Genomic DNA, 18,523 nt, shown 5'->3' on the forward strand with positions numbered 1-18,523 from the left:
GCCGCCGGCGGTGCACCGGGCGGCGCTTCACCGTGCGCCCACCTGCGCGATCTTGCGGCGGAGATGGGTACCATCGAGCCGCTCACGGGGTCCGGACCCACCGGTCCGGGCCCCGCTGCGTGCCCGGCCCACCCGCGCCGCACGCCTCGCACCACCCAAGGGAGAACCACCCCATGCCCCGCCCAGGCGCGTCGGGACTGCGCATCAAGTCCCCCGACCTGCTCATCGCCGAATCCGGCGCGGACCTCAACGGCCACGGGCTGCGGCGCAGCATGGGCCTCTTCCAGCTCGTCTGCTTCGGCATCGGCGCCGTCGTCGGCACGGGCATCTTCGTCGGGCTCTCCGACACCGTCGCCCAGGCCGGCCCCGCGGTCGTCGTCTCCTTCGTCCTGGCGGCCGTCACCTGCGTCTTCACCGCCTTCTCCTTCGCCGAACTGGGCGGCGCGATCCCGGTCTCCGGCAGCTCCTACTCCTACGCCTACGCCACCCTCGGCGAGCGCACCGCCTTCCTCGTCGGCTGGTGCCTGCTGCTCGAATACGGGATCTCGGTCTCGGCGGTCGCCGTCGGCTGGGGCCAGTACCTCAACCAACTGCTGGGGAGCCTCGTCGGCTGGCAACTGCCCGCCGCGCTCGCCAACCCGCCCGGCGACGGCGGCGTCGTCAACCTCCCCGCCGTGGTCGTGGTGCTGCTGGCCGCGCTGCTGCTGGTCCGCGGGGTCCGGGAGAGCGCCCGCGCCACCGCGGCGATGGCGGTCCTCAAGCTGGCGGTCCTGGTGCTGTTCTGCGTGATCGGCTTCGGCGCGTTCCGCAGCGGCAACCTCTCCCCGTTCGCCCCGGAGGGCCTCGCCGGGATCACCTCCGGCGCCTCCGTCGCGTTCTTCTCGTACATCGGCTTCGACTCGATCACCACCGCCGGCGAGGAGGTGCGCAACCCGCGCCGCAACGTCCCCCTCGCGATCATGATCTGCATCGGGGTGGTCACCGTGCTGTACTGCCTGGTCGCCCTGGCCGCCATCGGCGCGCTCTCCTCCGGGGAGGTCGCCGGCCGGCCCGCGGCGCTGTCGCTGATCGTCGACCGGGTCACGCACTCCGACATCGGCGGCGCGGTGATCGCCTTCGGCGCGGTCGTCGCCATCGCCTCCGTGGTCCTCGCCGTGATGTACGGCCAGACCCGCATCCTGATGTCGATGGCCCGCGACGGCCTGGTCCCGCGGGTCTTCGCCCGGGTCTCGCCGCGCACCGCCACGCCCGTCGCCAACACCTGGATCGTCGCCCTGGTCTTCGCGGTCCCGGCCGCCGTCGTCCCGTTGGACATGGTGATGAACCTGAGCAGCGTCGGCACGCTCGCCGTCATGGCGGTGGTCAACGTCAGCGTCCTGGTCCTGCGCCGCACCCGGCCCGACCTGCCGCGCCGCTTCAAGGTCCCGCTCTCGCCGCTCAGCCCCCTGCTCGGCGTCGCCTTCTGCGGCTACCTCGTCTACGGCACCGGCCCGGCCACCTGGCTCCAGTTCGCCGGGTTCCTCGCCGTCGGCGCGGTGCTCTACTCGCTCTACGGGCGGCGCCGTTCCCGCCTCGCGGCCGGCGCCGACGGCGCGGCCGGCGGCCCGGCGTCGCGCCCCGACGCCGATCCGGACGAGGCCGCGCACGACGGGGCCGTCCCCGCCGCCACGACGGCCGCGGCCCCCGCGACGCGGGAAGCCTGAACCGCACTGCACTGCACTGCACTGCACTGCACTGCACCGCACTGCACTGCACTGCACCGCACTGCACTGCACTGCACTGCACCGCACTGCACTGCACCGCACCGCGCTGCGCCGCACCGCACCGCCGCGTGGCGTCCGGCGGTGCGGTGGCCGGCGGGCGCACCGCGCCCCTCGGTGGTCCGTGACCGCCGAGGGGCGCAGTGCCACCGGCCCCGTCACCCCCTTCCGGCCCGGCCGGACGCGCCCCGCCGCCCCGTTCCGGCTATCGCGCCCTCCTGACGACGGTCACGAACCAGTGATAGCTTCGAGGGGCATTTCGCGCGTCCCGCACCGCCACCGCATCCGCGGCCACCGCACGCACCAGCCACCCGGCTGAAGGGGGCAGGCAGACCGATGAGCCCGTTCGCAGGATCCGCCCGCAGCACCGGCGCATGGCGCCACATCAGGGTCACCACCCAGGACGGCGTCGCCACCGTCACCCTCGCCCGTCCCGAGAAGCTCAACGCCCTCACCTTCGCGGCCTACGCCGACCTCCGCGACCTGCTCGCCGAACTCTCCCGGGAGCGCTCGGTGCGCGCGCTGGTGCTGGCCGGCGAGGGCCGCGGCTTCTGCTCCGGCGGCGACGTCGAGGAGATCATCGGCGTCACCCTCGGCATGGACACCGCCCAACTCCTGGACTTCAACCGGATGACCGGGCAGGTCGTCCGCGCCATCCGGGAATGCCCCTTCCCGGTCATCGCGGCGGTGCACGGCGTGGCCGCCGGCGCCGGCGCGGTGCTCGCCCTGGCCGCCGACTTCCGCGTCGCCGACCCCTCCGCCCGCTTCGCGTTCCTCTTCACCCGCGTCGGCCTCTCCGGCGGCGACATGGGCGCCGCCTACCTGCTGCCGCGGGTCATCGGCCTCGGCCACGCCACCCGGGTCCTGATGCTCGGCGACCCGGTCCGCGCCCCCGAGGCCGAACGCCTCGGCCTGATCAGCGAACTCGCCGAGGAGGGCCGCGCCGACGAACGGGCCGCCGCCCTGGCCCGCCGGCTCGCCGAGGGCCCCGCGCTGGCCCACGCCCAGACCAAGGCCCTGCTCACCGCCGAACTCGACATGCCGCTGGCCGCCGCCGTCGAACTGGACGCGTCCACCCAGGCCCTGCTGATGAACAGCGCCGACTACGCCGAGTTCCACGCCGCGTTCACCGAGAAGCGGCCGCCCGAGTGGCAGGGGAAGTGAGCGCCCCCGCGGGCCCGGACCACCGCCCGCTGAAGGTCGCCGTCCTCGGCGGCGGCCCCGGCGGGCTCTACGCCGCCGCCCTGCTCAAACGCCTCGACCCGGGCCGGGAGGTCACCGTCTGGGAGCGCAATGCCCCCGACGACACCTTCGGCTTCGGCGTCGTCCTCTCCGACGAGACCCTCGGCGGCATCGAGCACGCCGACCCGGACGTCTACCGCGCGCTGCAAGCGGAGTTCGTGCGCTGGGACGACATCGACATCGTGCACCGCGGCCGCACCCTCACCTCCGGCGGGCACGGCTTCGCCGCCCTCGGCCGCCGCCGGCTGCTGGCCGTCCTGCACGACCGCTGCCGAGCCCTGGGCGTACGGCTGCTCTTCCGCACCGAGGCCCCGCCGGCCGCCCACCTCGCACGCGACCACGACCTGGTGATCGCCGCCGACGGCGTGCACAGCGCCACCCGCACCGCCCACGCCGACGTCTTCCGCCCCCAGCTGACCACCCACCGCTGCCGCTACATCTGGCTCTCCGCCGACTTCGCCCTGGACGCCTTCCGCTTCGAGATCGCCGACACCGGCCGGGGCATCGCCCAGCTCCATGCCTACCCGTACGCCCGCCCGTCGCCGACGCCTCCCCGGGCCTCGTCCGGGGCCCCGCGGCCGACCGCCGAACGCGCCGGCGTGCCGGACGGCGGCGCCAGCACCGTCATCGTCGAGATGCGCGAAGAGGTCTGGCGCGCCAACGGCCTCGACGCCCAGGACGAGTCCGCGGCGGCCGCCTGGTGCGCCGCGCTCTTCGCCGACACCCTCGGCGGCCGTCCGCTGCGCACCAACAACTCCAGCTGGATCGCGTTCCGCACGGTCGTCAACGAACGCTGGTCGCACGGCCGCATCGTGCTGCTCGGCGACGCCGCGCACACCGCCCACTTCTCCATCGGCTCCGGCACCAAGCTCGCCGTCGAGGACGCCCTCGCCCTCGCCGCCTGCCTACGGGAACAGCCCGCCCTGCCGGACGCCCTCGCCGCCTACGAGGCCGAGCGCCGCCCGGTCGTCGCCTCCACCCAACGCGCCGCCCGCGCCAGCCTCGCGTGGTTCGAGGACCTCGCCACCTACACCGACCAGCCGCCGCACCAGTTCGCCTTCAACCTGCTCACCCGCAGCCGCCGGGTCACCCACGACAACCTGCGGCTGCGCGACGCGGGGTTCACCGACGCGGTGGCCGCGGCGGCGGGCGTCCCCACCGGGACCCCACCGATGTTCACGCCCTTCCGGCTGCGCGGCCTGACCCTGCGCAACCGGGTCGTGGTCTCCCCGATGGACATGTACGCGGCCGACGGCGACGGCACCCCCGGCGACTTCCACCTCGTCCACCTCGGCGCCCGCGCACTGGGCGGCGCCGGCCTGGTGATGACGGAGATGGTGTGCGTCAGCCCCGAAGGCCGCATCACCCCGGCCTGCACCGGCCTGTACGCGCCGCAGCACGAGCGGGCCTGGCGGCGCGTCACCGACTTCGTCCACGCCCAGGCCCCCGGCACCGCCGTCGGCGTGCAGCTCGGCCACTCCGGCCGCAAGGGATCGACCCGCCGGATGTGGGAAGGCATCGACCAACCGCTCCCGGACGGCAACTGGCCGCTAGTGGCGCCCTCCGCACTGCCCTACCGGCCCGGCGTCAACCAGATCCCGCACGCCCTGACCACCGCCGAACTCGGTGTCGTGCGGGCGCAGTTCGCCCGCTCCGCCGCGGCCGCCGCCCGCGCCGGCTTCGACCTCCTCGAACTCCACTGCGCGCACGGCTACCTCCTGTCCGGCTTCCTCTCGCCCCTGACCAACCGGCGCACCGACGCCTACGGCGGCTCCCTCGCCGGCCGCCTCCGCTTCCCCCTCGAGGTCTTCGACGCGGTACGGGAACAATGGCCGGCGGACCGCCCCATGACCGTCCGGATCTCCGCCACCGACTGGGCGGACGGCGGCACCACCCCCGACGACGCGGTGGCCATCGCGGCCGCCTTCGCCGAGCACGGCGCCGACGCCCTCGACGTCTCCACCGGCCAGGTCGTGCCCGACGAGCGCCCCGACTTCGGCCGCTCCTACCAGACCCCGTACGCCGACCGCATCCGCAACACCCTCGGCGTGCCCGTGATCGCGGTCGGCGCCATCTCCTCCTGGGACGACGTCAACTCCCTGATCCTGGCCGGCCGCACCGACCTGTGCGCCCTGGCCCGCCCCCACCTCTACGACCCGCACTGGACCCTGCACGCCGCCGCCGAACAGGGCTACAGCGGTCCGGGTGCCCCCTGGCCGCTGCCCTACCAGGCCGGGAGCCGCACCCCGCCCACCGGCCGCACCGACGCGCCGAAGCCCCGCCTCACGCTGCACTGACGGGGAGGCCGGTCGCAGCGCGGGGCGGGGCCGATCCGGGGCGCGGACCGGGCGCGCCGTCAACAGGAGTCGGGCAACCCCTGCGGCAGCGGCAGGCCGGTGACCCGGGCGTCGACCACCGGCCGGCCGTGCTGCTCGACCCGCACCGACACCTCCCGGCGGCCGTCGGCGCCCGCCCCCGCGGCCCGCGCCCCCACCCAGCACGGCGCGTCCAACTCGGCGTACCGCGCGAAGGAGCAGTCCAGCGCGACCGGCAGCGACCAGTGGGGCGCCACGGCGCGGGCGGCCTGCCGCGCCGCCTCGACCATCAGCATGCCCGGGACGTGGTCCACGGGATGGTCGAACAGCACCGGGTGCGCGGTGTCCACCCGCAACCGCCAGCGGTCGGCGGGCTCGGCCGGGGCGTCGGGGCCGGTGCGGCCGGCGGGGGAGAGCACCACGTCGGCGGCCCGGTCCCGGCCCACCACCGGCGGTGCGACCGGTTCCGACGGCGGCAGCCGGCGGGCGTTGGCGAGCAGCAGGTCGCCGTACTCGCCGCGCAGCCGGCGGTAGACGGCCGGGCTGTGGCAGGTGTAGGTCAGGGACGCCCGGGCCAGCTCGGCGCCGTCGCGCACGATGCGGAACTCCTGGCGGACGCCGGCCAACTGCTTGCGGCGGCGGACCACGTCGTGGTCGGTGACGTGCAGCGCGACGTCGGCCGGTGTGTGGGTGGCGCGCAGCGCCTGCGGGCGCAGGACGTAGCTGACCTTCTGCCAGATGATCGGGTGGTCCAGCGGCACGCCGTGCGCGACGTGGCTCAGTAATATCCCCGCCTGTCGCACCGTCTCGATCAGCAGCAGCGGATCGTGCAGCCCGCCCGCCGGCCCGTAGAAGCTGTGCGCGCGGGGCCACTGGGCCGTCACCAGCCAGCCGCCGGGCCCGTCCTGCCGCCAGTTGGTCAGGAACACCTCGGAGACCGCAGTCCGGTGCACGTACTCCCGCGGTACCGTCGTGGTCAGCGCCCGCGGTCGGTTTCCGTCCGCCCACCACCCCGGGACGTCGTCGGATCGCTCACGCGCGGACGGGCTGAGGATGGCGCTGGCCATGAAGGTCCTTTCAGAGGGGACGGCTCTCGGCGCCCTGGCGAACGGCATCCGATCTCCCCGGACAAGATACGAACCATGCGGTTTGTTTTCCAGTGCTGAGCGGGCCGTTCCCCCGACAGGGCGACACTCCTGGTGAACGGTCAGACGGCGATCCGCGCGGACCGGCCCTGCGGGTCCAGGTGGCTCAGCGCACCCGGCGACGCCAGGCCCGGCAGGGTGTGCCGCCACAGGGCCGTGACCCGCTCGGGCAGGTCGGCGCGGTTGGTCGCCGCCCGCGAGAACAGCTGCACGCCCATGTAGGCGGCGACGAAGAACTCCGCGGCCCGTTCCGGCACGACGGCGGGCAGCAGTTCGCCCTTGTCGCGGGCGTCACCGAACATCGCGGTGATGATGTCGGTCCACGCCTGGTAGGGGACCAGCGGCTCCTCGCTGAACGTCGTCTCGACCGCGATCCGGGTGCCGGCCTGCAACAACGGATCGCTGCGCAGTGCCAGTGCGACCTGGTGGGTGAAGTCGATGGCGTCCTGGAGGCGGGATTCGCTGACCGGTGGCACGAACGGCTCGGTCTGCTCCCGGATGACCGCGCGCGCCAGGGCGTCCTTGGAGCGGAAGTGGAAGTAGACGGCTCCCTTGGTGACGCCGGCGCGCTGGATGATCTCCGCCATCGTCGCGGCCTGGTAGCCGCGGGTTCCGATGACGTGAGCCGCGGCCTCGAGGACGGCGCGCCGGGTGCGCACTGCGCGTTCCTGCTTGACCACCGATCATCCTCCGTATGCTCTCGTGGAGTTGTTGTGCCCGGGCGCGCACCGCTGCCGTGGCCGCGCAGTCTATTTCCGCATCATAAAGAAGCCAACCGTGCGGTATTGAAGGTGGACGGCGCGTCCCTGGCCGGAATGCGTGGTCCGGCGAAGCGGTGCCGCGCGGTGCCGTCGAACGTCCGAGGAGCAGATCGATGACCGTCCCCGCCGTACCCGGCCTTCCCGCAGTCCACCGGGAAGTGCGGCTCGTCCGCCAGGCCGGGGGTGAGCAAGTGACGGAGCGTCACTTCGAGCTGGCCGAGGTGCCGCTGCCGGCCCTCCGGTCCGGTCAGGTGCTGGTGCGCACCCGCTTCATGGCGGTCACCGCGGCGATGCGCACGCGGATGACCTCGGCGCGGCTGCCGATGCCGTCCTTCGAGCCCGGCCGGCCGCTGTGGGGCGCCGCGGTCGGCGAGGTCGTGGCCGCCGAGGGCACCGCCCTCGCCCCCGGTGATCTCGTCCACCACCCCTACGGTTGGCGGGAGTTCGCCGCCGTCGACGAGGCGCGCGCCCGGCAGCTGGATCCCGACGCCCTGCCCTTCCCGGCCGCGCACCTCTCCCAGGGGGCCACCGCCTGGGGGGCGCTGCGCCACGCGGCCGGGGTCCGGCCCGGCGACACCGTCTTCGTCAGCGGCGCGGCCGGCGGCGTGGGCAGCATGGCCGGGCAGCTCGCCCGCCGCCTGGGCGCCGCCCGGGTGATCGGCAGCACCGGCTCGGAGGTCAAGGCGTTGCGTCTGCGCGCGGAGTTGGGGTACGACGCCACGGTGGTGCGCGATGCCGGGCCGATCGAGGAGCAGTTGCGCCGGGCGGCGCCGGACGGCATCGACGTGCTGCTGGACCTCGTCGGCGGCGAGCAACTGCGCGCGGCGCTCGCGTTGGCGCGCCCGGAGGCCAGGTTCGCGCTGGTCGGCGCGCTCGCCAGCCAGATGGGTGAGGGGGGCGGGGTGGTCAGTCCGGTCGAGCTCGACGCGGGGCTGATCATCACGCGCCGGGTGGCGCTGCGCGGTTTCGGGGTGTACGCGCATCCCGACCTTCCGGCGGAGTGGACGGCGGAGTTCGGTCGGGGGCTGCGGGACGGCTCCCTCGCCTTCCCGCACGTCCTGCTGCAAGGGATCGAGCAGGCGCCGCGGGCGCTCTGCGAGCTGGCCCAGGGGCGCCATGTCGGGTCGGTGCTCGTGGAGTTGTGATCCCGGCACGGGGCCGGTGCGCGGCGCGGGCGGGCGTCGCGGGGCGGTCGGTCAGCCGGCCGGGACCTGCGCCGGCGCCGGGATTCCGGCCGGGACCCGGCCCGCCGCGGCGGGCAGCAGCCCCCACAGTCCGGTGACCGCCTCCCCGTCCCACCACGTCCGGTCGCCGCCGCCCAGGTGCAACAGGCCCACCACGATCGACGTCAGCAGCTGGGCGGTACGGCGGGGTTCGGCGTCCGAGGGGTGCGGGCCGGTGAGCCCGTCCCCGATGCCGACCGGTGTGCCGGTGGGGCAGGTGACCGCCTTGTCGAGGAAGAGCGCGTACCAGCGCTGCTCCAAGGCGTGGATGTCCAGACCCGGTGCGGTCTCCGGGCGCAGTCGCAGGCCGGCGCGCAGCACCGCGTCCGACTGCACCCGGCCGAACAGCTCCACGGCGAAGTCGCGGACCGCGACGGTCAGCGGCTCGGGGGAGCGCGCGAAGCCGTCCTCGATCTCGTTGAGGGTGGCCAGGGCGGCGTCCCGCACTGCGAGGGTGAGGTCGTCCTTGGACGTGAAGTGGAAGTACAGGGCGCCCTTGCTCAGTCGGGCCCGCCGGCTGATCTCGACCATGCCTGCGGCGGGCACCCCCTTCTCCAGGAAGGTCTCGGCGGCCGAGCGGATGAGCGCCTGACGGCTTTGGATGGCGCGATGCTGCGTGGGCACGGTGTCCGTCCCGTCTCTCGTACGACTGCAACGTGTTTGCAGTCTACAGAGAAAACCAACCATGCGGTTCGCTATGGCTGAGCGAAATGGCCGGAACCCCGCTGACCTGTCGGGAAGTGATCGCTCCGGCCGGTGAGGCGGGGGCCGTGCGCCGGCCGGCACCGGGGGCTATGTCCAGTGTGGTGGGCCTGGGGAGGCTTGTCGACCGTCAGGGACGGGCTAAGGCACATTGACAAACAGCGCAGGCGGTTTTTAAATCTCCGAAGGCGGTAAACGGGACGATCCGTTCCGATGCCGCCGCCTCGACGGTCGCGTGCCGCCCTTGGACAGCGGTGCGCCTAGGCGAGACCGCCTCTGCCGCCACAGTCGTCGACCGCAGGCCCGCCCGACCAGCTGAGCCCGCACAGTCACCCGAGCCCCCGCACCCACGGAACCCGGAAAGGTCCCCCTCCATGCGCGTATCAATGGAAGTCGGCGAACGTCCTGTGAGAGGCGCGCGGAGCGCCGGCGGTGAGACCCTCAAGGCCGCCGTCTTCGATCTGGACGGCACCCTCGCCAACACCCTGCCCGCGATCAGCAAGCTGCTGGTCAAGGTGGCCGCGGAGCAGGGCTGTTCGGTGACGGCGCGGCAGGCGGCCACGGCCATCGGCAAGCCCCCGGCCGCCGCGTTCGGGCGGCTGCTGGGCCGCCCCGAGGACGACGGCCGGGTCCAGGCCGCCATCTCCCGCTACCGGGAGCTGTTCGCCTACGAGGTCCTGTGCCAGGGGCCGCAGCTGCTGTACCCCGGAGTGACGGCCGGGCTGTCCGCGCTGCGCGCCCACGGCGTCGAACTCGCCGTGGCCACCTCCAAGACCACCCGCAGCGCCGAGGCACTGCTCGACGTGATGGGCATCCGTGACCTGGTCGGTCCGGTCGTGGGCCAGGACATGGTGCGCCGCGGCAAGCCGCACCCGGAGATGGTGCTGCGCGCGGCCGGCCGGTTGGGGGTCCCGGCCTGGCAGAGCGCGTACGTGGGGGACACCGTGGGGGACATGCGGATGGCGGTCACCGCGCGCATGGAACCGGTCGCGGTCACCTACGGCAGCGGAACGTTCGGTGAACTCGCCGCGGTCGCCGGCACGCGGATGTGCAGCTCCTTCAAGGACGTGGTGTCGGTGATCGCCGCCGCCCGTCCGCGTCCGGCGGCGGCCGCCGCGGGGACGGTCGGCCGGCAGCGCCGGGCCGCCGTCCCGGTGGGGGCGCAGCAGCGGCGACGCTGAAGACGGGGGCACGGGGAGTGCCCGCGGCCCAGGGGGAACACCGGGGCCGCGGGCAGGAGGCGATGGCGCGGGACGTGCGAGGACGCGGGGCACCTCCCGCTCGACCGGGGTCGGGCGGATCGGGTCAGCCGGCGTCCTGGGTGCGGGACGTCCCGGCCGTCGCCTCGTGCGCGTAACGGGCGCCCGCCGCGCGCAGTGTGTCGTGCAGGCGGCGGAACACCTCCGCCGCGCGGCCGCCCGGCCAGTCCTGGGGCAGGAGGTCCGGCGGAAGTCCGGGATCCGCGTAGGGCAGGTGGCGCCAGGCGTCCAGGGCGAGCAGGTAGTCGCGGTAGGCGGCCTCGGGGGGAACGGCGCGGCGCCGGGTCCAGTGCTCCAGCACCGGTTCGTGCGCCGCCAGGAACGCGCGGTGCCGCGCGGCGAGGGCGTCCAGGTCCCACCAGCGGGCCACCGCCCGTGCGGTGGGCGTGAAACCGGCGTGGGCACCGGTGAACAGGTCGACGTAGGGGTCCAGTTGGAGCCGCTCCAGGGTGTGCCGGGTCTCCTCGTAGAGGTGCGCGGGGGCGATCCACACGCCGGGGGCGGCGGTGCCGAAGCCCAGGCCGGCCAGCCGGGAGCGCAGCAGGTGGCGCTTGTGGCGCTCCTCCTCGGGGACGGAGAAGACGGCCAGCACCCAGCCCGGCGGCGGCCCGGTCGGCCGCCCGAATATCCGGCGGTCGCCGTCCGCGAGCAGTTGGCGGCCCGCCTCCGACAGGCCGTACGCGGCGGCGCCCGCGGTGGTGCGCTCCGGGACCAGCAGCCCGCGGCGCTTGAGCCGGGAGACCGCGGAGCGGACCGACGGCGGGTCCACGCCGAGCACGCCGAGCAGCCGGATCAGCGCGGCCACCGGCACCGGACCGGGCGCATCCGGGTGGTCCTGCGTGCCGCCGCGTCCGTAGGCCCCGTAGAAGGTGACGATCAGGGACCGCGGGGTGTGCTGGGCTTGCTCGTCGCTCACCGGGTCACTCTAGTTCGCGCGAGCGCAGCCGGAACCGCTGGAGCTTGCCGGTCGGGGTGCGCGGCAGCGCGGTGTGGAAGACCACCTCGCGCGGGCACTTGTAGGGCGCGATCTGCGTTTTGACGAAGGCCCGGAGCGCGGTGACCGTCTGCGGCCCGGGCGGTACGCCGTCCCGCAGCACCACGTGGGCGACGACCAGCTGACCGCGGTCCTCGTCGGGCCGGCCGACCACCGCAGCTTCGGTGACGTCCGGGTGCCGCAGCAGGGCGTCCTCCACCTCGGGGCCGGCGACGTTGTACCCGGCCGAGATGATCATGTCGTCCGCGCGGGCCACGTAGTGGAAGTAGCCGTCCCGGTCCCGTACGTAGGTGTCGCCGGTGAGGTTCCAGCCGTCGCGGACGTAGCCGGTCTGGCGGGGGTCGGCCAGGTAGCGGCAGCCGGTCGGGCCGCGGACCGCCAGCAGCCCCGGTTCGCCGTCCGGCACCGGGCGGCCGTCCGCGCCCACCACGCGCGCCTCGAAGCCGGGCACCGGCAGTCCCGTCGTCCCCGGCCGGATCGCGTCGTCGGCGGCGGACAGGAAGATGTGCAGCAGCTCGGTGGCGCCGATGCCGTTGATGATCCGCAGGCCGGTCGCCTCGTGCCAGGCCCGCCACGTCGCGGCCGGCAGGTTCTCGCCGGCCGACACGCAGCGGCGCAGCGAGCCCAGGTCGTGCCCGGCGAGCTTGGGCAGCATCGCCCGGTAGGCGGTCGGCGCGGTGAACAGCACCGAGATCCGGTGCGCCGCGACGTCGGCGAGCATCCGCTCCGGCCCGTTCCAGTCGGCCAGGTACGTCGAGGCGCCGACCCGCAGCGGGAAGACCACCAGCCCGCCGAGCCCGAAGGTGAAGCCGAGCGGCGGGCTGCCGGCGAACACGTCGTCCGGCCGCGGCCGCACCACCTGCGCGGAGAAGGTGTCCGCGATGGCCAGCACGTCGCGGTGGAAGTGCAGGCACCCTTTGGGGCGGCCGGTGGTGCCCGAGGTGAAGGCGATCAGCGCGACGTCGTCGGAGGCGGTCGGCACCGCTGCGTACGGCGCGCCGCCGGGCCGGGCGCACCGCGTCAGGTCGTCCGGGCCGTCCCCGCCGAACGGCGTGATGCGCAGCCCCGGGACGCCCGCCCGGACCAGGTCGCCGACCGCGCCCGCGTCGCACAGTGCGTGCCGGACCCGGGCGAGCCCGCAGATCGTGGCGAGTTCCTCCGGCCGGTGCGCCGCCAGGACGGTCACCGCCACCGCGCCGGCCTTCATGACCGCGAGCCAGCAGGCGGCCAGCCAGGGCGTGGTGGGGCCGCGCAGCAGCACCCGGTTGCCCGGCACGACGCCCAACGGGCCGGTGAGGGCGTGCGCGATCGCGTCGACGCGTGCTTGCAACTCCCCGTAGGACCACGCCCGGCCGTGCGCGTCGCGGATCGCGGGGCGGTCCGGTCCCAGCCGGGCGATGGTGCCGTCGAGGAGTTCCGCCCCGCAGTTCAACCGGTCCGGATAGCCCAGGTCGGTGAGGTGCGGCCACTGCTCGGGCGGGGGTAGGCGGTCGCGCGCGAAGGTGTCGGTGTGGGCCGAGGACCGTAGCTCCATGCGGGGTGCGCCCCCTTGGGCCGGGTGGCCGCCGCGCGGCCGGGGAGGGGTGGTGGTCGGGTGCGGGGACCGGGGAGGACTGCCGTACGGATCCTCGTCAGCGTAACGTCATCGTGACGGCAGTCAACAGACCGCGATATCCGGCCGCCGGGCCGTCGCCGTGCCCGGTCCGCTACCAGGGAGCCGCCTCGTGACCGCATTCGCACTGGGACCGGAGGAACAGCAATGGTGCGCCGAACTGCGCGCCCGGACCGCCGAACGGCTGCGCCCCCTCGCGGAGCAGGGGCGAGGGGGCCGGGTCAACCGGCCCCTGGTCGCCGCCCTCGGCGAACTGGGCCTGCTCGCCCGGCTCTTCCCCGACGGCGGCAGCCCCAGGGCGCTGGACCTGTGCCTGCTGCGCGAATCGCTGGCGCAGGAGTGCACGGAGGCGGAGACCGCGCTGGCGCTCCAAGGACTGGGCACCTGCCCGATCCTCCAGTCCGGGACGGACGCCCAACGGGCCCGCTGGCTGCCGGAGGTGACGGCCGGCCGGGCCGTCGCGGCCTTCGCGCTGAGCGAGCCGGGCGCGGGCTCGGACGCCGCGGCGCTCGCCCTGACGGCCGCGCCCGACGGGCCCGGCCGCTGGCGGCTCACCGGTGAGAAGTGCTGGATCTCCAACGCCCCCGAGGCCGACTTCGCCACCGTCTTCGCCCGCACCGGCGGTGCCGACGGCGCCCGCGGCATCACCGCCTTCCTCGTCCCGGCCGACCGCCCGGGGCTGGGCGGCGAACCGTTGGACATGCTCAGCCCGCACCCCATCGGCACCCTGGTCTTCGACGGCACGCCGGTGACCGACGCGGACGTGCTCGGTGACGTGGGCGGCGGGTTCGGGGTGGCGATGCGCACGCTGAACCTCTTCCGGCCGAGCGTGGGCGCCTTCGCGGTCGGCATGGCGCAGGCCGCGTTGGACGCCGCGCTGGCGCATGCCGGGACGCGCACCGCGTTCGGCGGGCCGCTCAGGGAACTCCAGTCCGTCGGCCACCGACTGGCCGAGATGGCCACCCGCGTCGAGGCCGCCCGCCTCCTGGTCTACGCGGCAGCGGCCGCCTACGACCGCGGCGCCCCGGACGTCGCCCGCCGCTCGGCCATGGCCAAGCTCCTGGCCACCGAGACCGCACAGGAGGTCGTCGACGCCGCCGTCCAGATCCACGGCGCCCGCGCGCTGCGCCGCGGCCACCTGTTGGAACACCTCTACCGCGAGGTCCGCGCACCCCGCATCTACGAGGGTGCCACGGAGGTCCAACGCTCCCTCATCGCGAAGGAGTTGTACCGCGACGCCGGTCGCCAGCCGGTCTGAGGTGCCGCTGCGCACGAGACCGTGCCGGCCTCGCGGTGGGCCGATTCCCGGTGCGTCGGGTGTCGCCGAGGGCCGTCGAGGGTGGACTTACTAGGACGTCCAACTATATCGTCGTGACCAAGGCCCGCGGTGCAGGGAAGCCGGTGCGATTCCGGCGCGGTCCCGCCACTGTGACCGGGGAATGCGCTCCCCGAACGAGACCGGCCACTGACGGAGCAGTCCGTCGGGAAGGCCGGGGAGCGCGTGCTGATCCGGGAGTCAGGATACCGGCCGCGGGATGTTCCGTGTTGTCCACGAGGATGGAGCAGACACGCATGGCACCGGCATGCACCCGCGCCCCCGACCGGCGGATCCGACGGGTGCCGCGCACCGACCTCTGACGGTCACCCGGCCCCTGCGCATCCCGCGCCGCCCGCACGCGCCGCTGTTCGGCGACCGTGCCGGGCCGGCGCGCCATCCCCGGATCTCACCTGACGGAGAGCAGGCATCCATGGTCCGTGAACTGGCACATCTCATCGGCGGCAAGCAGACCCCGGGCGCCTCGGGGACCTACGGCGACGTGCACGACCCCAACACCGGCGCCGTCCAGGCCCGGGTGCCGCTCGCCGGCCGCGCCGAGACCGAGGCGGCGATCACCGACGCCGCCGGGGCCCAGCACGCGTGGGGCGAGTGGAACCCGCAGCGCCGCGCCCGGGTGCTGCTGAAGTTCCTCCAACTCATCGACGGGGAGCGGGAGTCGCTGGCCCGGCTGCTGTCGTCCGAGCACGGCAAGACCGTCGCCGACGCCCACGGCGACCTCCAGCGCGGCCTGGACGTGGTGGAGTTCGCCGCCGGTATCCCCCATCTGCTCAAGGGCGAGTTCACCGACAACGCCGGCAGCGGCATCGACGTGCACTCCCTGCGCAGCCCCATCGGCGTCACCGCCGGCATCACCCCGTTCAACTTCCCCGCGATGATCCCGCTGTGGCAGGCAGCCCCCGCCCTGGCCTGCGGCAACTCCTTCATCCTCAAGCCCTCCGAACGCGCTCCCTCGGTGCCGCTGCGGCTCGCCGAACTGTTCCTGGAGGCGGGGCTGCCACCGGGCGTCCTCAACGTCGTCAACGGCGGCAAGGAAGCGGTCGACACCCTGCTCACCGACCCCAGGGTCGGGGCCCTGGGCTTCGTCGGTTCGACCCCGATCGCGGCGCACCTGTACGCCACCGCCGCCGCGCACGGCAAGCGGGCCCAGTGCTTCGGCGGCGCCAAGAACCACCTGGTCGTGATGCCGGACGCCGACCTGGACCAGGCCGTCGACGCGCTGATCGGCGCGGGCTACGGCTCGGCGGGGGAGCGCTGCATGGCGATCTCCGTGGCCGTCCCCGTCGGCGAGGCCACCGCCGACGCCCTGGTGGAGCGGCTCAAGGAACGCGTCGGGCGGCTGCGCGTCGGCCGCAGCGACGACCCCGAGGCCGACTTCGGCCCGCTCGTCAGCCGCGAGGCCCTGGACCGGGTGCGCCGCTACGTCGACATCGGCGTCAACGAGGGCGCCGAACTGGTCGTGGACGGACGCGGGTTCACCCTCCCCGGACACGAGGACGGCTTCTTCGCGGGCCCCTCGCTCTTCGACCGCGTCGCCCCGCAGATGCGCGTCTACCGGGAGGAGATCTTCGGGCCCGTCCTGTGCGTCGTGCGGGCCGCGGACTACGAGGAGGCGCTGCGGCTGCCCAGCGAGCACCCGTACGGCAACGGCGTGGCGATCTTCACGCGGGACGGGGACACCGCCCGCGACTTCACCCGCCGGGTGAACACCGGCATGATCGGCGTCAACGTGCCCATTCCGGTGCCGGTGGCCTACCACACCTTCGGCGGCTGGAAGCGTTCGGGCTACGGCGACCTGGGCCAGCACGGGCCGGACGCGATCCGCTTCCACACCCGCACCAAGACCGTCACCTCGCGCTGGCCCTCCGGGACCAAGGAGGGCGCGAGCTTCACCCTCCCGACGATGGGATGAGCGCCGTGCCCACCACCCTGCTCACGGAGGACCAACTCGCCCTCGTCGAAGCCACGTTGGACTTCACCCAGGACCACCTCGCCCCGCACGCCGTCGCCTGGGACCAGGCCAAGCACTTCCCCCTCGACGTGCTGCGCAAGGCCGCGGGCCTGGGCCTGGGCGGCCTCTACGTGCGCGAGGAACACGGCGGCAGCGGACTGAGCCGCACCGACGGGGTGCTGATCGTCGAGACCCTGGCGTCCGGCTGCCCGTCCATCGCCGGGTTCGTCTCGATCCACAACATGGTCGCCTGGCTGATCGACCACTACGGCGACGCCGCGCAACGCGAACGCTGGCTGCCGCGCCTGTGCGCCATGGAGGACCTGGGCAGCTACTGCCTGACCGAACCGGGCGCCGGCTCGGACGCCGCCGCCCTGCGCACCCGCGCGGTGCGCGACGGCGACCACTACGTCCTCACCGGCGTCAAGCAGTTCATCTCGGGCGCCGGCGCCTCCCAGACGTACCTCGTCATGGCCCGCACCGGCGACGACGGCGCGCGCGGCGTCTCCGCCTTCCTCGTCGACAAGGACGATGCCGGCCTGTCGTTCGGCCCCAACGAGAAGAAGATGGGCTGGAACGCCCAGCCGACCCGACAGGTCGTCCTCGACCGGGTGCGGCTGCCCGCCGACCGGCTGCTCGGCCACGAGGGCGAGGGCTTCCGCATCGCCATGAGCGGGTTGAACGGCGGCCGGCTCGGCATCGCCGCCTGCTCCCTCGGCGGCGCCCGCGCCGCACTGGACCGCAGCCTGGTCCACCTCGCCGACCGCGAGGCGTTCGGCGGGCGCCTGCTGGACGCGCAGGCACTGCAGTTCCGGCTCGCCGACATGGCGACCGAACTCACCGCCGCCCGCGCCCTGGTCCACCAGGCCGCCCACGCCCTGGACCGCGGCGACCCGCAGGCGCCGCAACTCTGCGCGATGGCCAAGCGGTTCGCCACCGACACCGGCTACGCGGTCGCCGACCGGGCCCTGCAACTGCACGGCGGCTACGGCTACCTCAGCGACTACGGCATCGAAAAGATCGTCCGAGACCTGCGGGTCCACCAGATCCTGGAAGGAACCAACGAGATCATGCGCGTCATCGTCGCCCGCGGCCTGACGGAGGCACTGCGGTGACCGGCTCCGACGACCCCGTCCTCCTGACCGGAGAGGGCCGCACCGCCCGCATCACCCTCAACCGGCCCCGCGCCGTCAACGCCCTGACCCACCCCATGGTCGACCGCATCGACGCCGCGCTGACCGCCTGCGAGACGGACCCCGCGGTGGCGGCCGTGGTCCTCACCGGCGCCGGGGAGCGCGGCCTGTGCGCCGGCGGCGACATCCGCGCCATCTACGAGGACGCCCGCGCGCGGGGCACCGCCTCGGCGGCCTTCTGGCGCGCCGAGTACCGGCTGAACGCCCGCATCGCGCGCTACCCGAAGCCCTACGTGGCCGTCATGGACGGGATCGTGATGGGCGGCGGGGTCGGCCTCTCCGCCCACGGCAACGTCCGCCTCGTCACCGAGCGCTCCCAGATCGCCATGCCCGAGACCGGCATCGGCTTCGTCCCGGACGTCGGCGGCACCTACCTGCTGGGACTGGCCCCCGGCGAACTCGGCACCCACCTCGCGCTCACCGGCACCGCGATCGGCGCCGCCGACGCCCTGCTGTGCGGCCTCGCCGACCACTTCGTCCCGTCGGACCGGCTCGTCGACCTGCTCGCGGACCTCACCACCACCGAGGTCTGGGACGCGCTGGAACGCCACGTGCGCCAGCCGCCGCCGGGCGAACTCGCCCGGGAGCGCGCCTGGATCGACACCTGCTACCGCGCGGACACGGTGGAGGAGATCGTCGACCGGCTGCGCGCCCACCCCGCACCGGCGGCCGGGCGGGCCGCCGAGACCCTGTCCCGGAAGTCGCCCACCGCCCTCAAGGTCACTCTCGCCGCCGTGCGCCGCGCCCGGCACCTCGGCCCCCTGGAACGCGTGCTGGAGCAGGAGTACCGGATCTCCTGCGCCGCCCTGTCCTCGCCCGACCTGGTCGAGGGCATCCGGGCCCAGGTCATCGACAAGGACCGGACCCCGAAGTGGTCACCGGGCACGCTCGCCGAGGTCGGCGCGGCGGACGTGGAACGGTTCTTCGCCTCCCCCGAACCGCCCGGCCCCGACGCGCCCTTCGGACCCGCCCCCCGCGCGACGGCACAGGAGGTGCCGTGGTGAACGACCCGATCCGCACCATCGGCTTC

14 protein-coding genes and 1 riboswitch are annotated in these 18,523 nt (G+C 74.4%); of the genes, 9 read left to right on the plus strand and 5 right to left on the minus strand.

All coding sequences use genetic code 11. The features are described 5' to 3' along the window. Window positions 1–173 precede the first annotated feature (173 nt). The 3 genes from ACJ6WD_RS31815 (at window position 174) to ACJ6WD_RS31825 (ending at window position 5,299) form a co-directional block, all read left to right on the plus strand. The gene (locus ACJ6WD_RS31815; protein WP_407617052.1) at window positions 174–1,703 is read left to right on the plus strand and encodes an amino acid permease; all 1,530 of its coding nucleotides are present in this window, start codon (window positions 174–176) and stop codon (window positions 1,701–1,703) included. A 393-nt stretch (window positions 1,704–2,096) separates the two neighbouring features. Continuing rightward, a complete protein-coding gene (locus ACJ6WD_RS31820) occupies window positions 2,097–2,924 on the plus strand; it encodes an enoyl-CoA hydratase family protein (RefSeq protein ID WP_233657780.1) in 828 nt (275 codons plus the stop codon). Further along, on the plus strand, window positions 2,921–5,299 hold the full coding sequence (locus tag ACJ6WD_RS31825) for an FAD-dependent monooxygenase (protein WP_331248500.1): 2,379 nt from the start codon (window positions 2,921–2,923) through the stop codon (window positions 5,297–5,299). Before ACJ6WD_RS31820 ends, ACJ6WD_RS31825 begins: the two co-directional genes overlap by 4 nt. Before the next feature lie 59 nt (window positions 5,300–5,358). On the opposite strand, the gene ACJ6WD_RS31830 is transcribed toward ACJ6WD_RS31825, so the two are convergent. Both ACJ6WD_RS31830 and ACJ6WD_RS31835 read right to left on the minus strand, forming a co-directional pair. Next, window positions 5,359–6,384, minus strand: coding sequence for a ScbA/BarX family gamma-butyrolactone biosynthesis protein (locus ACJ6WD_RS31830; protein WP_233657782.1), 1,026 nt, complete (start codon window positions 6,382–6,384; stop codon window positions 5,359–5,361). A 140-nt stretch (window positions 6,385–6,524) separates the two neighbouring features. After that, the gene (locus ACJ6WD_RS31835) at window positions 6,525–7,142 is read right to left on the minus strand and encodes a ScbR family autoregulator-binding transcription factor (protein ID WP_233657783.1); all 618 of its coding nucleotides are present in this window, start codon (window positions 7,140–7,142) and stop codon (window positions 6,525–6,527) included. A 194-nt stretch (window positions 7,143–7,336) separates the two neighbouring features. On the opposite strand from ACJ6WD_RS31835, the gene ACJ6WD_RS31840 reads away from it, so the two are divergent. After that, the gene (locus tag ACJ6WD_RS31840; RefSeq protein ID WP_407617053.1) at window positions 7,337–8,368 is read left to right on the plus strand and encodes an MDR family NADP-dependent oxidoreductase; all 1,032 of its coding nucleotides are present in this window, start codon (window positions 7,337–7,339) and stop codon (window positions 8,366–8,368) included. Between the two features lie 51 nt (window positions 8,369–8,419). Here the strand turns inward: ACJ6WD_RS31840 and ACJ6WD_RS31845 are convergent, their stop codons facing one another. Further along, complete coding sequence (locus ACJ6WD_RS31845; protein WP_407617054.1) at window positions 8,420–9,070, minus strand: TetR family transcriptional regulator; 651 nt, start codon at window positions 9,068–9,070, stop codon at window positions 8,420–8,422. Window positions 9,071–9,522: 452 nt separating this feature from the next. On the opposite strand from ACJ6WD_RS31845, the gene ACJ6WD_RS31850 reads away from it, so the two are divergent. Further along, window positions 9,523–10,329 carry an HAD family hydrolase gene (locus ACJ6WD_RS31850; protein ID WP_233657786.1) on the plus strand — a complete coding sequence of 269 codons (807 nt, stop codon included), beginning with the start codon at window positions 9,523–9,525 and terminating at the stop codon, window positions 10,327–10,329. A 124-nt stretch (window positions 10,330–10,453) separates the two neighbouring features. Here the strand turns inward: ACJ6WD_RS31850 and ACJ6WD_RS31855 are convergent, their stop codons facing one another. Together ACJ6WD_RS31855 and ACJ6WD_RS31860 are read right to left on the minus strand one after the other, a co-directional pair. Beyond that, entirely contained in the window at window positions 10,454–11,323 is an 870-nt protein-coding gene (locus ACJ6WD_RS31855; protein WP_407617055.1) for a PaaX family transcriptional regulator C-terminal domain-containing protein, read from the minus strand. 4 nt (window positions 11,324–11,327) lie between these two features. Beyond that, complete coding sequence (locus tag ACJ6WD_RS31860) at window positions 11,328–12,935, minus strand: AMP-binding protein (protein ID WP_233657788.1); 1,608 nt, start codon at window positions 12,933–12,935, stop codon at window positions 11,328–11,330. A gap of 190 nt (window positions 12,936–13,125) precedes the next feature. Here ACJ6WD_RS31860 and ACJ6WD_RS31865 point away from each other — a divergent pair, with 190 nt between their 5' ends. The 4 genes from ACJ6WD_RS31865 (at window position 13,126) to ACJ6WD_RS31880 (ending at window position 18,497) form a co-directional block, all read left to right on the plus strand. Continuing rightward, the gene (locus tag ACJ6WD_RS31865; protein WP_233657789.1) at window positions 13,126–14,271 is read left to right on the plus strand and encodes an acyl-CoA dehydrogenase family protein; all 1,146 of its coding nucleotides are present in this window, start codon (window positions 13,126–13,128) and stop codon (window positions 14,269–14,271) included. Between the two features lie 103 nt (window positions 14,272–14,374). Beyond that, window positions 14,375–14,561: riboswitch (cobalamin riboswitch) on the plus strand. A gap of 200 nt (window positions 14,562–14,761) precedes the next feature. After that, window positions 14,762–16,261, plus strand: a complete 1,500-nt coding sequence (locus ACJ6WD_RS31870) for a CoA-acylating methylmalonate-semialdehyde dehydrogenase (protein ID WP_331248497.1) — start codon at window positions 14,762–14,764, stop codon at window positions 16,259–16,261. Beyond that, entirely contained in the window at window positions 16,258–17,415 is a 1,158-nt protein-coding gene (locus ACJ6WD_RS31875) for an acyl-CoA dehydrogenase family protein (protein ID WP_233657791.1), read from the plus strand. The genes ACJ6WD_RS31870 and ACJ6WD_RS31875 overlap by 4 nt, the downstream gene beginning before the upstream one ends. Further along, window positions 17,412–18,497, plus strand: coding sequence for an enoyl-CoA hydratase/isomerase family protein (locus tag ACJ6WD_RS31880; RefSeq protein WP_376557617.1), 1,086 nt, complete (start codon window positions 17,412–17,414; stop codon window positions 18,495–18,497). Before ACJ6WD_RS31875 ends, ACJ6WD_RS31880 begins: the two co-directional genes overlap by 4 nt. Window positions 18,498–18,523 lie beyond the last annotated feature (26 nt).

The sequence above is a fragment of the Streptomyces sp. VTCC 41912 genome (assembly GCF_045799175.1).
Taxonomy (GTDB): Bacteria; Actinomycetota; Actinomycetes; order Streptomycetales; family Streptomycetaceae; genus Streptomyces; species Streptomyces albulus_C.

Bases quoted from the DNA above. Each gene is read 5' to 3' on its own strand.
- ACJ6WD_RS31820 (WP_233657780.1), top strand. From the start codon at position 2,097: ATGAGCCCGTTCGCAGGATCCGCCCGCAGCACCGGCGCATGGCGCCAC.
- ACJ6WD_RS31840 (WP_407617053.1), top strand. From the start codon at position 7,337: ATGACCGTCCCCGCCGTACCCGGCCTTCCCGCAGTCCACCGGGAAGTG.
- ACJ6WD_RS31870 (WP_331248497.1), top strand. From the start codon at position 14,762: ATGGTCCGTGAACTGGCACATCTCATCGGCGGCAAGCAGACCCCGGGC.
- ACJ6WD_RS31860 (WP_233657788.1), bottom strand. From the start codon at position 12,935: ATGGAGCTACGGTCCTCGGCCCACACCGACACCTTCGCGCGCGACCGC.
- ACJ6WD_RS31850 (WP_233657786.1), top strand. From the start codon at position 9,523: ATGCGCGTATCAATGGAAGTCGGCGAACGTCCTGTGAGAGGCGCGCGG.
- ACJ6WD_RS31875 (WP_233657791.1), top strand. From the start codon at position 16,258: ATGAGCGCCGTGCCCACCACCCTGCTCACGGAGGACCAACTCGCCCTC.
- ACJ6WD_RS31830 (WP_233657782.1), bottom strand. From the start codon at position 6,384: ATGGCCAGCGCCATCCTCAGCCCGTCCGCGCGTGAGCGATCCGACGAC.
- ACJ6WD_RS31815 (WP_407617052.1), top strand. From the start codon at position 174: ATGCCCCGCCCAGGCGCGTCGGGACTGCGCATCAAGTCCCCCGACCTG.